The organism is Sorangium sp. So ce693, assembly GCF_051521375.1.
Taxonomy (GTDB): domain Bacteria; phylum Myxococcota_A; class Polyangia; order Polyangiales; family Polyangiaceae; genus Sorangium; species Sorangium atrum.
The window spans coordinates 7,158,342-7,171,100 of the sequence record NZ_CP150347.1 but is presented as its reverse complement, the minus strand read 5'-3'; the positions used below and the strand labels follow the sequence as shown (position 1 = coordinate 7,171,100).

Annotated in this window: 12 protein-coding genes; 8 read left to right on the top strand and 4 right to left on the bottom strand. The window is 67.9% G+C overall.

Annotation, left to right across the window (positions count from 1 at the left end; genetic code table 11):
- From WMF14_RS26675 to WMF14_RS26650, 6 genes are read left to right on the top strand one after another with little or no spacing between them, the layout of a single operon-like run.
- The gene (locus tag WMF14_RS26675; protein ID WP_437790537.1) at positions 1-1,977 is read left to right on the top strand and encodes a proton-conducting transporter transmembrane domain-containing protein; all 1,977 of its coding nucleotides are present in this window, start codon (positions 1-3) and stop codon (positions 1,975-1,977) included.
- On the top strand, positions 1,974-2,897 hold the full coding sequence (locus tag WMF14_RS26670) for a respiratory chain complex I subunit 1 family protein (protein ID WP_437790535.1): 924 nt from the start codon (positions 1,974-1,976) through the stop codon (positions 2,895-2,897). Before WMF14_RS26675 ends, WMF14_RS26670 begins: the two co-directional genes overlap by 4 nt.
- 8 nt (positions 2,898-2,905) lie before the next feature.
- On the top strand, positions 2,906-3,526 hold the full coding sequence (locus WMF14_RS26665) for a hypothetical protein (RefSeq protein WP_437790534.1): 621 nt from the start codon (positions 2,906-2,908) through the stop codon (positions 3,524-3,526).
- Positions 3,523-4,959: a proton-conducting transporter transmembrane domain-containing protein gene (locus WMF14_RS26660; protein WP_437790532.1), complete on the top strand. Its 1,437-nt coding sequence runs from the start codon at positions 3,523-3,525 to the stop codon at positions 4,957-4,959. The genes WMF14_RS26665 and WMF14_RS26660 overlap by 4 nt, the downstream gene beginning before the upstream one ends.
- The gene (locus WMF14_RS26655; RefSeq protein WP_437790531.1) at positions 4,956-6,428 is read left to right on the top strand and encodes a hydrogenase; all 1,473 of its coding nucleotides are present in this window, start codon (positions 4,956-4,958) and stop codon (positions 6,426-6,428) included. The genes WMF14_RS26660 and WMF14_RS26655 overlap by 4 nt, the downstream gene beginning before the upstream one ends.
- Before the next feature lie 2 nt (positions 6,429-6,430).
- Complete coding sequence (locus tag WMF14_RS26650) at positions 6,431-7,177, top strand: 4Fe-4S binding protein (protein WP_437790529.1); 747 nt, start codon at positions 6,431-6,433, stop codon at positions 7,175-7,177.
- Between the two features lie 93 nt (positions 7,178-7,270).
- Here WMF14_RS26650 and WMF14_RS26645 read toward each other — a convergent pair whose 3' ends face one another.
- A complete protein-coding gene (locus WMF14_RS26645) occupies positions 7,271-7,882 on the bottom strand; it encodes a hypothetical protein (protein WP_437790527.1) in 612 nt (203 codons plus the stop codon).
- Entirely contained in the window at positions 7,879-8,292 is a 414-nt protein-coding gene (locus WMF14_RS26640) for a sigma factor-like helix-turn-helix DNA-binding protein (protein ID WP_437790525.1), read from the bottom strand. Before WMF14_RS26640 ends, WMF14_RS26645 begins: the two co-directional genes overlap by 4 nt.
- 152 nt (positions 8,293-8,444) lie before the next feature.
- Here WMF14_RS26640 and WMF14_RS26635 point away from each other — a divergent pair, with 152 nt between their 5' ends.
- The gene (locus WMF14_RS26635) at positions 8,445-9,518 is read left to right on the top strand and encodes a sigma-54 interaction domain-containing protein (RefSeq protein ID WP_437790523.1); all 1,074 of its coding nucleotides are present in this window, start codon (positions 8,445-8,447) and stop codon (positions 9,516-9,518) included.
- A gap of 115 nt (positions 9,519-9,633) precedes the next feature.
- Here WMF14_RS26635 and WMF14_RS26630 read toward each other — a convergent pair whose 3' ends face one another.
- Both WMF14_RS26630 and WMF14_RS26625 read right to left on the bottom strand, forming a co-directional pair.
- A complete protein-coding gene (locus WMF14_RS26630; protein ID WP_437790521.1) occupies positions 9,634-10,170 on the bottom strand; it encodes a hypothetical protein in 537 nt (178 codons plus the stop codon).
- Between the two features lie 68 nt (positions 10,171-10,238).
- Entirely contained in the window at positions 10,239-10,826 is a 588-nt protein-coding gene (locus tag WMF14_RS26625) for an RNA polymerase sigma factor (protein WP_437790519.1), read from the bottom strand.
- Positions 10,827-11,113: 287 nt separating this feature from the next.
- On the opposite strand from WMF14_RS26625, the gene WMF14_RS26620 reads away from it, so the two are divergent.
- A complete protein-coding gene (locus WMF14_RS26620; RefSeq protein WP_437790517.1) occupies positions 11,114-12,754 on the top strand; it encodes a SulP family inorganic anion transporter in 1,641 nt (546 codons plus the stop codon).
- Positions 12,755-12,759 lie beyond the last annotated feature (5 nt).

Genomic DNA, 12,759 nt, shown 5'->3' with positions numbered 1-12,759 from the left:
GTGACGGGATCCCTGCTTCTCAGCGTGCCCGTGCTGCTCGTCGGGGCGGCGCTCTCGCTGGGCCTGCGCTCGAACGGCGCGCGAAGCGCTGCGGCGATCGCCTCGCAAGCGATCGCCGCAGCGCTCGTGCTCGCGAGGGTCGCCCCCCTCCTTCGAGGCGGCGAGGCTCTGGAGATCGTGTGGCCCTGGCCGACGCCCATCGACAGCATGGCGTTTCGCGTCGACGCGCTCGGAGCGTTCTTCCTCGCGTGGTCCCTCCCGATGACGCTGCTCGGAACGATCTACGCCGTCGGATACCTTCGCCCCTACTTCGATCGAGGGAGGAACGGCGGCTCCCACTTCGCTCTCTTGAACATGGTCGCCCTGTCCTTCGTGCTGATCTACTCGGTGCAGAACGCCCTCGTGTTCTTGCTGGGATGGGAGATCGCCGCCCTCGCAGCGTGGCTGCTCGTCATCTGGGACTACCGAAACCAGAAGATCCGTTTTGCCGGCTTCAACTATCTCATCTCAACCCATGTCGGGCTCTTCGTCCTCGTCGCGGCGTTCATGCTGCTCCACAGCAAGACCGACTCCATGGACTTCGCCGTGTTCGGCAAATTCCTGTCGAGCCAGGATCCGACGCGGGGGACGCTCTTCCTGCTCCTCGGGGCGTCGTTCGCGCTGAAATCCGCGTTTTTCCCGTTTCACACGTGGCTTCCCCGAGCCCACTCCGCGGCGCCGGCGCACATCTCGGCGCTCATGTCCGGCGTGATTCACAAGGCCGGTCTCTTTGCCTTTCTCCGCTTCACGCTGCTCATGGGACGGCCCGACGAGTGGATGGGATGGAGCGTGCTCGGCTTCGGCGCGCTCTCCGCGTTCTTCGGCGTCCTCTCCACGTCCGCCGAGCGCGATCTGAAGCGCCTGCTCGGGTACTCGTCGACAGAGAACGTCGGCATCGCAGCGATGGGCTTCGGGGTGGGATACCTGGGATGGGCCTGGGGAGTCCCTGCGCTGACCCTGTGCGGCTTCGGCGGCGGCCTCCTGCACGTCCTGAATCACGCCCTGTTCAAGTGCCTTCTGTTCTACGCCGCTGGAGCGATCTACCGCGCTGCGCACACCGTCGATCTCGAGCGGCTCGGCGGGCTCGCGAGGCGTCTCCCGCGGACATCCATCCTCTTCCTCATCGGATCCCTGGCCATCTCCGCGCTCCCGCCGCTCAACGGCTTCGTCAGCGAGTTCCTGATCTACGCCGGGCTCCTCGCAGGGCGCGCGCCTTCCAGTCAAGGCAGCGCGGTGACCATCGCAGCGGCGGCGGCCCTGGCGTTCGTCGGCGCGGTGAGCGCGCTGTCGATGACGAGGGCCTTCGGGCTCACGTTCCTCGGCGTGCCTCGGGAGCCAGGGCTCCACGTCGGCGAGGACGCGCCGGGTTCGATGCTCTGGCCCATGGTGATCCACGCCGCGCTCGTGGTCGCCATCGGCGTGGCTCCAGACCTGGGCATCGCAGCGATAGGCGCCGCGCTGAGGCTCTTTCCCATCGAGCCCAGCGCGAGCACGCTGCCGGCCCTGCTCGCTCCGCTCGCGTGGGCGAGCCGCGCGCTCGCCGGCGCCTTGCTCGTCGCCGGCGTGATCGGCTGGCGTCGAGGTCTAGCGGCGCGGCGAAGCGTCACGTGGGGGTGTGGAACCACCGCCACCTCCTCTCGCATGCAGTACACGGGGAGCTCGTTCTCCGAGCAATTCACGCGTATTTTCGCATCCTTCTTGCCGTCGCGTCGAAGGGAGCGGCTGCCCGAGGGGCCGTTCCCGCAGCAGCCCGGCCATCTGTCGACACACCATGTCGACGCCGTCGAGCGACGCATGTTCGAGGTGCTCGGGCACGGCGAGAGCTTCATCGCTCAAGCCTTCGACCGCATCCCGGAACAGCCGCGCTTCGCGTTCGCCGCAGGGCTCGTGGCGCTCGTCATCATCGGAGCGATGGTCGTCGGAGGGGTCGGCCGATGATGCTCACCCGCCTCGCGAACGTCGCCGTGCTCGTCGTCATGCCGTTCGTCCTCACCGGCGTGATCAACCGCGTGAAGTCGCTCTGGTCCGGGCGCAAGGGACCGCCGGTCCTTCAGCTCGCCCATGACGTGAGGCGACTCTTTCGGAAATCGTCTGTCTACAGCACGACGACGACACCGCTGTTCCGGGTCGCGCCGTACGTGTTCCTCGCCACCGCGGTGGGCTCCGCCCTCATCGCGCCTCTCCTCGGTTCGACGCCCCTCGCGTCGTTCCAGCTCGATTTCGTGTGGTTCGCGTACGTGTGGGGGCTGGGCCGCGTCGCCATCATGCTCGCCGCGCTCGATACGGGGAGCTCCTTCGAGGGGATGGGCGCGGCGCGGGAGGCCGTCTTCTCGTCGCTCCTCGAGCCGGCGCTGTTCCTCGTCACCGGCGCGCTGAGCCTCGTCGGGGGCCGGCGCACCCTGCACGAGGCGCTTGCGCCGCACCTCCACGCCGGCGCGCCCGCGCTCGTCTGGGGCGCCGCTGTCGTGGCGATGCTCATCGTGCTTCAGGTCGAGGCGGCGCGCATGCCCGTCGACGACCCGACGACCCACCTCGAGCTCACGATGGTGCATGAGGTCATGATCCTCGATCACAGCGGCCCGGATCTCGCGTGCATCCACCTCGGCTCCGCGATCAAGCTCTTCGTCGGCGCGTCCATCGTCGCGACGCTCCTCAATCCGTGGGCGGGCTCCGGCGGCGCGGCCTGCGCCGCCGCGAACCTCGCCTTGACCCTCGCGGCCGGCGTCGTGATCGGCACGATCGAATCCCTGGTAGCCCGGCTGAAGCTACGCTCGGTTCCCCAGTACATCGTCATCGCGCTCGCGGCTGGCGCCGTCGCGCTCCTCGCGACCGTGTGGCGGGCGGGGGGCCCCGAATGAGCCCTCTCTTGAATACGCTGCTCGGCGTGCTGCTCATCCCCCTGTTCGTCGCGACGTGGCGGACGAGCCTGCTCGGCCTGTCCTGCCAAGGGTTCTTGATGGCGTGGGTGGCGTACCGCCTGAATCCGGAGCTCGACGCCGTGAGTGACTGGGTCACCCTGGGCGATCTGGTCCTCCTGCGCGGGCTCGCCGCGCCGATCGCGCTCTACCGCGTGCTTCGGTCGCAGAACGCGCCCACGCGCAACGACGTCATCTCGCCGAACCTGCTCTCCTGGACGATCGCCCTCGGCATCGTCCTCCTCGCCTTCAACTTCTCCGAGTCGCTCGTCCCCGAGCACGGAGAGCAGAGAACGCTCGTCGCGGTGGCTGCAGCGGGGGTGCTGCTCGGCTTCCTCGTGCTATCGACGCAATCCGGTCCCTTCAGCCAGATGGTGGGTGTTCTTCGCGTCGAGAACGCGATCGCTCTATTCGAGCTCGGCGGCGCGCACGAGCACGACACGCTCGCCATTCAGCTCGGTCAGGTCGCCGTCGTCGCCGTCACGATCGCGCTCTATCGCTGGTATCTCGAGATGCTCGGCGCGAGCACCGTCGCGCAGCCCGAGGGCGCCGTGGAGGGGCCCACGCTATGAGCACGATCGCCCTCGTCCTGCTTCCAGCGCTGGCATCCGTGGCGCTCATCGCGCGCGCCGCCCGCGAACGAGCCACGCTGGTCCTTGTCGGCGCCTCCGCGATAACGACGGCCCTCGCGATCATGGGAGCCGCGATGCCCCCCGACGTACCGGGCTCTCTCGGCGGATTCTTTCGCGTGGACGCGACTTCACGGCTCTTCATGACCGTCGTGGACTCGATCTTCCTCGGCATCTCGTTGTACGTGATGCATCGGGTGTACACGACCCCGGCGCTCCGCCAGGACATCGCGCGGTTCGTGTGGCTGGCTCTGTTGTTCCTGGCTGCAGCCAACACGGCGCTGATCGCGAATCACCTGGTGTTGCTCTGGATCGCGCTCGAGGCGACCACGCTCGCGGCCGCGCCCCTCATCGCGCGGCCCGGCGTACCGGCGTCCCATCGAGCGTCATGGCGCTATTTGCTCTTCTCGTCCGTCGGGCTCGGCGTGCTCCTCGTCGGCTTCATCTGCCTGGGGCGCGGGCTCGAAGCCGGCGGCCAGGCTCCGACGTTCTTCCTCGATCGCCTCCTCGAGCCTTCCGCGATCCCGGTGAACCACTGGACGAAGCTCGGGGCCGCGCTGGCGCTCCTCGGGCTGGGCACCAAGCTCGGCCTCGCGCCGATGTACAGCTGGCTCCCGGAGGCCTACGACGAGGCCCCGCCGGCCGTCGCGGCGCTCCTCGGCGCCGTCCAGTTCAACTGCGTTCTCGTCGCGCTCTTCCGCGTCGTTCAGGTGGTCCGACCGACCCACGCGGCGCTCTTGGCAGGCGAGCTCCTCACGATGGGCATCGTCTCGGTGGTCGTGTCGACGGTCGGCATCATCGCGACCCGCAACCTGAAGCGCCTCATCGCTTACGCGTCGATCAACCACGCCGGAGTGATCGCGATCGGCCTCGGCGTCGGCAAGTCGGCGTCCTACGGACTCCTGCTCTACGTCCTGAGCAACGCCTTCATCAAGGCGATCCTCTTCCTCACGGCCGGCACGATCAAGGCTCATTATCATACCAAGGACACGCGCGCGATATCGGGCCTCATCGAGGACCTCCCGTACAGCGGTGGGTTCTTGATGGTCGGCACCTTCGCTCTGCTCGGCTTTCCGCCGTTCGGCAGCTTTCTCGGAGAGCTCCTGATCCTGTCTGCCCTCGTCGGCTCAGGGCAGATGCTCGTCTTCGCCGCCTTCTGCGTGCTGATCACGATGACGTTCGTGGCGACGGGACGAGCGGTGTTCCCGATGATCTGGGGCGAACCCACGAGGCAGCGCAGCTGGCCTCGGCAGACGCTGCCGGTCGCTCTGCCCAAGCTCGGGTTCCTCGTCGCGCTGGTCGTGCTGGGCGTCTACATCCCGCCGCCCATCAACTCGCTGCTCGCCCAGGTGGCTGATTGCTTGGAGGGGCCGTGAAGGCATCGATGACCGCCCACCAGGTCGCCGTGGACGCGATCCCGAGGCTCGAGCCGGGACCGTGGCGCGACGAGCTCTTGAAGCAGCTCCGCGCGGACATGCGTGTGGTCACGCTGTATGGCAGGCGCGACGTCGACCGCGTCGCGATCACGGCGGTTCTTCAGGCGTCGGACCGTTCCCTGCGCGTCTCGAGGACGGAGGTGGCCCCGGAGCGCGGGTACCACGAGATGACGACAGAGCATGCCGCGCTTCACTGCTTCGAGCGCGAGCTCCACGAGCAGACCGGCGTGCGAATCGCCGGACATCCGTGGCTCAAGCCGATCCGCTACGAGGGGCAGGAGCAATCGGCGATGAGCTCGCACCCATTCTACAAGATTGAAGGGAAGGAGGTACACGAGGTCGCTGTCGGCCCCATCCATGCCGGGGTCATCGAGCCCGGCTCCTTTCGCTTCATGTGCCTCGGGGAGCAGGTGCATCACTTGGAGATCCACCTCGGTTATCAGCACCGTGGCGTCGAACGCCGCCTTCTCGAGCGTGACCCACGGAGCCTGACCCCGCTCATCGAGACCATCGCGGGAGATACCAGCGTCGCTCACGCATGGGCGTACTGCTCCGCCCTCGAGAGCCTCGCGGGATGCCAGCTGGACGGCGAAATCGAGCTCGCCAGGGCGGTCGCTCTCGAGCTCGAGCGGGTCGCGATGCACCTCTCGGGGCTCGCCGGGATGGCGGCGGATGTCGGATTTCTGCAGGGAGCGACGACCTACGGCCGGCTCCGAACCACGGCGATCAACACGATGATGCGGCTGTGTGGCAGCCGCTTCGGCAAAGGAGCGCTACGTCCCGGCGGAGTCCGGATGCGGCTGCCGCCGGAGACGCTGCGTGAAATTCGCGCGAACCTCGAGCTGCTTCAAGCAGATCTGCCGATCATCAACGATTGCTTTCTCATGGCACGAACGGTTCAGCACCGGCTGCGTTCCACGGGAACGTTGACGACCGCGCAAGCGCGGGAGCTCGGGCTCGTCGGACTGGCCGCGCGCGCCTCGGGGATCGGGCTCGACGCGCGCCACCTCATGGAGCACGGGGCGTACAGCGTGGTGCCCATCCAGCCCGCCGTCTTCCCGGACGGCGACTGCTGGGCACGCGCACGTATCCGCATCGCGGAGATCGAAGCGTCCCTGTCGTGGATATCGACCGTTATCGCGCTCTACCCGAACTGGGAGCATCCGCCGCTGTCGATCGGCGAGCTCGCGCCGAACCAGCTTGCCATTTCGCTCGTGGAGGGCTTTCGGGGAGAAGTCGTCCACTGCATCGAGACCGGCGAGCACGGCGAGGTGGTCCATTACAAAGTCCAGGACCCATCACTCCGCAACTGGATGGGGCTCGCCCTCGCGGTGCGCGGCAACGAGATCTCGGACTTCCCGATCTGCAACAAGAGCTTCGACCTCTCCTACTGCGGGAATGATCTATGAGCATGTTCTTGTCGCTCCGTGTACGTGCCTCCCAGGGCACGCAAGCCATCGCGGATCTCCGCAAGGCAGTGCCGACCGGGTTTCGCGGTCGCCCGACGATCCGCCGCGACCCCTGCGCGGCCGATTGCAGCGCGTGCCGCGACGCGTGCCCGACCCAGGCCATCCGGCTGGCTCCGGTGGCGCTCGATCTGGGCCGCTGCGTCTTCTGCAACGCTTGCGCGGAGGTCTGTCCCGAGACGAAGATCGAGTTCAGGCCGGAGCCCAGGATGGGCGGGAACGAGCCCTTTGACCTCACGGTTCGAGAGGGCGAAGAGGAGATCGTGCGGATCCGCGCCTCCGCGGCGTTCTCGAAGTTGTTCGGGCGGTCTCTGAAGATGCGCCAGGTCTCGGCCGGCGGCTGCAACGCCTGTGAGCTCGAGCTGAACGCCGTCACCAACGTCAACTTCGATGTGCAGCGGTTCGGGATCGAGTGGGTGGCGTCTCCGCGGCACGCGGATGCGCTCGTCCTGACAGGTCCGCTCACGCGCAACATGAAGGAGGCGGTTCGACTGGCCTGGGATGCGATGCCCGAGCCGCGGTTCGTCGTCGCCGTGGGGGCCTGCGCCATCTCCGGGGGCCTCTACGACGGCGCAGCGGGCGTCGACCGCGGCTTCCTGGAGAGCGTCGGCCCTTCACTCTACGTCCCTGGATGTCCCCCGCACCCGCTCACCTTCGTGAACGCGATACTCGATCTGCTCGGGATCGCGTGATGTGCGCCGGCGCATCACGCGTCGTCGTGGTGATCAGAGCTCATCCGGCACTAGACCCGGACCGGTAGCCACAAGGCGCGCCTTTCGCTAGGCTCACTCGCGTGCCGCGATCAGCACGAAGCGCTCGCGTACGCGCGCCTCGTTCGACTCGTGACGAACGTGGATCTCATAGCGGCCCGGCTGGGCGACGGCCACGCTGAGCGGCGCGTCGCCACGACGGTAGCGCGTCAGCCAGTGCGAGCAGCGCTGCTGCTGGCAGTGCTGCTCCAGCGCTCCACCGTCGCCGTCAGGTAGCCGCACGCGCACGTGCTCGGGCACCTCGAGGTGAACCACCGCCGGCTCGTCCGCGTGGCGGTCGGTCCACAGATCGAGGTGCATCCACGCGTCCCCTTCCTCAGGCAAGGCGATGGCGCGCTCCTCCAAGCGCTCGATCGCCGGAGATCTCGCGCCCCTGTCGCCCGCCACGACGACGGCGATCGCCAGCGCCGCGAGCGCTGGAGCTGCAAGCAAGGCCCTCCACCCCCAAGGGCAGCTCGCCCGCTGCGACCGCGCGCCGCCTGTCGCCGCCGGGCGCTCCGACCGCTCGGGGAGCTTGCTCAGCGCGCGCTCGACGAGCGCATCGGATGGGTTCATCGAGCGCAGCGCCCGCACGCTCGCCTCGAGATCCTGCGGAATCGAAGGCAGATCGTGGTCGCGCCCGCTCACGTCGAACCCTCACGCGCCGCGACGACGCGTGGCGCCGCCAGACGCTCGTAGGGATCGCGCAGCCGCGCGCGCCCGCGGGCATGGCGGATCTTCACCGTCCTCTTGGGGATCTCGAGGATCTCGGCCACGTTGTTATAACCCACTTCCTCGATGTCGCAGAGCACCACCACGGTGCGAAACTCCTCCGGCACCTCCTGGAGACATCGATGCAGGAATGAACGAGGGTGGGTCTGCGGATCCAGCCCGATGAACGAACCGGAGAGCGCCATGTCGCGCTCGAGGGGGGTCCGCTCCTCCTCGCTGCCGTCGCACCAACGGATGCGTGCGGGTCGCGTGTGTTCGGCGATCGCCTGGACCCAGGCGCGGAGCGCGCGGTTCGTGGTGGGACCTTCGTTCATGGCTTTCGCCACAGCAGAATCCGTGCCGGAGCACGGCCTGGCCGTGAGCCGCGCCTGGAGCGCTCGAAGCGGCGTGCTTTCTCGGCATTTCCAAGCCAGACAGCCGACGGCTTTCGCCAGTCGAGGGGTGACGTGGATCGCTGGAGCCGGTTTCGTCGTCGGGCTTGCAGGTTGCGACCAGATCGCTCACTATTTCTCGCGTGCGAGAGCGAAAACGACGACCTGACGTCGTATTCGAGCCGATCATGCGCTCCCACGCCATGAAAAAGGCGGACCAAATCCTCCGCGCCGTCGCCGCGAAGGACGTCACCCTGACGCTGATCGGCGAGAGCGGCTGCGGCAAGGAGGTGCTGGCGAGGCGCGCGCACGAGCTTTCGGAGCGTCGGCGGGGGCCGTTCGTGCCCATCAATTGCGCGGCGATCCCCGACGCGCTCTTTGAAAGCGAGCTCTTCGGTCACGAGCGCGGCGCGTTCACCGGGGCGAGCGAGCGAGCGAAGGGCAAGGTCGAAGCGGCCGAGCGGGGCACGCTCTTGCTCGATGAGATCGGTGAGATGCCGATGCCGATGCAGGCGAAGCTCCTGCGATTCCTCGAGAACCGCCGGTACATGCGCGTCGGCGGCGCGACCAAGATCGAGGCGGATGTCCGGTTGATGTTTGCCACGCTGCGACCGCTCGATCAGGAGGTGCGCGCGGGCCGCTTTCGCGCCGACCTGTTCTATCGAATCCAGGGCATCACGCTCAATGTCCCCGCTTTGCGGGAGCGGCGCGCCGACATCGCGCCCCTGCTGAACCAGTTCACCGCGCAGCACTCGGCGCGACACGGGGTTCGCCCGCCGAGGTTCAGCCGGCAGGCCAAGGCGCTGCTACTCCGTTACGACTGGCCTGGCAACGTGCGCGAGCTCCGGAACGTCGTGGAGACGCTCTGCTTGCTCCGGGATGGGCGGCAGGTGCGCGTGGCCGATCTGCCCGAGGGCGTCCGTTCGCAGGTCATGCCCGAAGAAGCCGCCGCGGGCGTGTCGCGCGCCAGCACCTCGCTCGTGCTCGACCTCGACGACGGATTGGAGTCGCTCATCCAGCAGATCGTCGAGGCGGCGCTGGAGCGCGACGGGGGCGACAAGATCAAGGCGGCGGCGCGGCTTCGGATCAGCCTGAGGACGGTGCAACGCTACGTCGCAGCGGGGCGCGTGCGGGTGCCAAGTGGGCGTGTTCGTGGAGAGCAGAAGGCGGCGAAGAGGTGAACCAGAGCGCCCTCCGCAAGGCGCTTCCTACCAACCTGGAAGGCTCACCCGGAAGCGGTCGAGCGCCCGCGAGGAGCACCCCTCGAAGAGGAGGTCGTCTTCACGCCCCCTGGGCTCAATCGCGTGCCGCTATCAGAATGAAGCGCTCGCGCACGCGCGCCTCGTTCGACTCGTGACGGACGTGGATCTCGTACCGGCCCGGCTGAGCGACGGCCACGCTGAGCGGCGCGTCACCGCGGTAGTGCGTCAGCCTGTGCGAGCAGCGCTCCTGCTGGCAGTGCTGCTCCAGCGATCCTCCTTCGCCGTCAGGCAACCGCACGCGCACGTGCTCGGGCACCTCGAGCTGGACCACCGCCGGCTCGTCCGCGTGGCGGTGGGTCCACAGATCGAGGTGCATCCACGCGTCCCCTTCTTCAGGCAAGGCGATGGCAAGCTCCTCGGAGCGCTCGATCGCCGGAGATATCGCGCACCTGTCGCCCGCCACGAAGGCGGCGCTCGCCAACGCCGCGAATGCCGGGACCGCGAGGAAGGCCCTCCACCCCCAGAGGCTGCTCGCCCGCTGCGACCCCGCCCCTTCTGCCGCCGCCGGGCGCTTAGGCCGCTCGGGGAGCTTGCTCAGCGCGCGCTCGACGAGCGCATCGGGGGGGGTCATCGAGCGCAACGCCCGCACGCTCGCCTCGAGATCCTGCGGAATCGGAGGCAGTTCGCGGTCGTGCCCGCTCATGTCGAACCCTCCCGCGCCGCGACGACGCGCGGCGCTGCCAGACGCTCGTAGGCGTCGCGCAGCCGCGCGCGCCCTCGTGCGTGGCGGCTCTTCACCGTTCCCTTGGGGATCCCGAGGAGCTCGGCCACGTTGTCATAACCTACTTCCTCGATGTCGCATAGCACCACCACGGTGCGAAATTCCTCCGGCAGCTCCTGGAGGCACGCAAGGAGCACTCCGGTGTCCTGGCTCAAGATCGCGGCCGCCTCCGGGCTCGAGACCTCGGCGCGAGGCAGGATGCCGAGCGCCTCGCTGCACACCTCGACGAGCCGATCGAGCAGGCCGCGGCGCCGCGCCTCGGTCCGGTAGGCCTCCAGGTACTCGTGCCGAGCGATCCCACACAGCCAGACGCCGAGGTCCGAGCGCCCTTCGAAGGACGCCGCGTGCAGGTATGCCTTGAGCAACGCGTTCTGGAAAAGATCGTCCGCCTGGTCTCGCGTACCGCAGAGCGAGGCGCAGAATCGGTAGAGCCGGGGGAGGACCGGGCGCACGGCCGACTCGAACGCCGCACGCGATTCGCCGAGGGAGGGTCGCGATTCGGTCATGAGGGCCGTTCGAGCATCTAGAGCGTCGAAGGCCGGAACTCTAGCGTGGAATGGACGGAAGGGTAGCGCCCGCCGCTCGCGCCACGGAGGGGCGAGCGACGGCACCTCAAAGGAGGGGGAAATGTGCATCGGCCGCCCTGGGACGGAACGGAGCCGCGCCGAGGTTCCTGGGCGCCGCACGAAATAGTCACCCCGAGCGGGAACCTCGGGCTGAGTGGTCCCGTCCTGGGCCGTGTTCTGACGAACAGCGGGCCCACATGGTGCCCCAACTCCAAGGCGAGCACCGCATGTCCAATCCGAAGATTTCTAGGACGTCGACGTCCGCGGCGTCCACATGGAGGAACGACCTGGTTTCAGGGTTCCTCGTTTTCTTGATCGCCCTACCGCTCTGCCTGGGCATCGCCATGGCGAGCGGGTTCCCCCCCATCGCTGGCGTGCTCACCGCCGTCGTCGGTGGCATGGTCGCCACCTGGCTCGGCAGCGCGCCGCTGACCATCAAGGGGCCCGCCGCGGGCCTCATCGTCATTGCGCTCGGCGCCGTTCAGGAGCTCGGCGGTGGGGACAACGCCGTGGGCTACCGCCGCGCGCTCGCCTGCATCGCCATCGCCGCGGTGACACAGATCGCCTTCGCCCTGGCGCGCGCGGGCACGCTCGGCGACTTCTTCCCCTCCTCGGTGGTCCACGGCATGCTGGCGGCCATCGGGATCATCATCTGCTCGAAGCAGGTCCACACGCTCGTCGGCGTCACGCCTTCGGCGAAAGATCCGCTCCACCTGATCCTCGAGATCCCGCGCAGCCTGTCGCGCCTGAACCCCGAGATCGCCTCGATCGGCATCCTCTCGATGATCCTCCTCTTCGGCTATCCGCTGCTCGCCAAGAGAGCGAGCTGGATGCAGAAGATCCCCGCGCCGATGCTGGTGCTCGCGCTGTCCGTGCCGCTCGCTTATGTCTTCGATCTCGAGCACGAGCACACGTACACGCTCGCGGCGACCCAGGCGACGTACGCGATCGGGCCGAGCTTCCTCGTCAACCTGCCGGGCAACCTCGTCCAGGCGATCGTCTTCCCGGACTTCAGCCACGTCGGCACGCCCGCGTCCATCAAATATATCGTCATGTTCTCGCTGGTGGGCAGCATCGAGTCGCTCCTGTCCGCGAAGGCCGTCGACTCGCTCGATCCCGCGAAGAGCCGCTCCAACCTCGACAAGGATCTGCTTGCCACGGGCGTGGGCAACCTCATCGCGGGCCTGCTCGGCGGGCTGCCGATGATCTCCGAGATCGTTCGCAGCTCCGCGAACATCGGCTACGGCGCGAAGAGCCGGTTGTCCAACTTCTTTCACGGGACCTTCCTCCTCCTCTTCGTGGCCTTCGCGCCGGGCCTCATCCACCGGATCCCCCTCGCCGCGCTCGCCGCCATGCTCACCTTCACGGGCACCCGCCTCGCGTCGCCCAAGGAGTTCGCGAAGACGCTCCGCATCGGCAGGGAGCAGCTCGTCATCTTCGCCACCACGGCTGTGATGTGCATCGTCTCCGATCTGCTCGTCGGCGTCGCGGCCGGCATCGCCGTGAAGCTGCTCATTCACCTCACGAACGGCGCGCCGCTGCGCGTCGTCTTCCGCCCCGATGTGGACGAGCGCGTCGAGGAGGGGCGGGTCGTGCTGCGCGTCAAGCACGCCGCCATCTTCAGCAATTACCTCAGCATCCAGCGGAAGATCGACAACCACGCGCAGGTTGCGAACATCGAGATCAACTTCGCGGATGCCCGCCTGGTCGATCACACGGTCATGTCCAATCTGCATGAGCTCCAGGGCGTGATGGAACGAAATGGGCGGACCTTGACCCTCGCCGGCCTCGGCGATCATTTCCAGATGTCATCCCACCCGCTCTCGGCGAGGAAGCGGCCCGTCATCAGCCCGGTCGCCGAGCGTTGAATCGA

What these genes read in the sequence shown, in the direction of transcription:
- WMF14_RS26670 (WP_437790535.1), top strand. Translation starts at nt 1,974, where the DNA reads ATGATGCTCACCCGCCTCGCGAACGTCGCCGTGCTCGTCGTCATGCCG.
- WMF14_RS26660 (WP_437790532.1), top strand. Translation starts at nt 3,523, where the DNA reads ATGAGCACGATCGCCCTCGTCCTGCTTCCAGCGCTGGCATCCGTGGCG.
- WMF14_RS26650 (WP_437790529.1), top strand. Translation starts at nt 6,431, where the DNA reads ATGTTCTTGTCGCTCCGTGTACGTGCCTCCCAGGGCACGCAAGCCATC.
- WMF14_RS26630 (WP_437790521.1), bottom strand. Translation starts at nt 10,170, where the DNA reads ATGACCCCCCCCGATGCGCTCGTCGAGCGCGCGCTGAGCAAGCTCCCC.
- WMF14_RS26625 (WP_437790519.1), bottom strand. Translation starts at nt 10,826, where the DNA reads ATGACCGAATCGCGACCCTCCCTCGGCGAATCGCGTGCGGCGTTCGAG.
- WMF14_RS26620 (WP_437790517.1), top strand. Translation starts at nt 11,114, where the DNA reads ATGTCCAATCCGAAGATTTCTAGGACGTCGACGTCCGCGGCGTCCACA.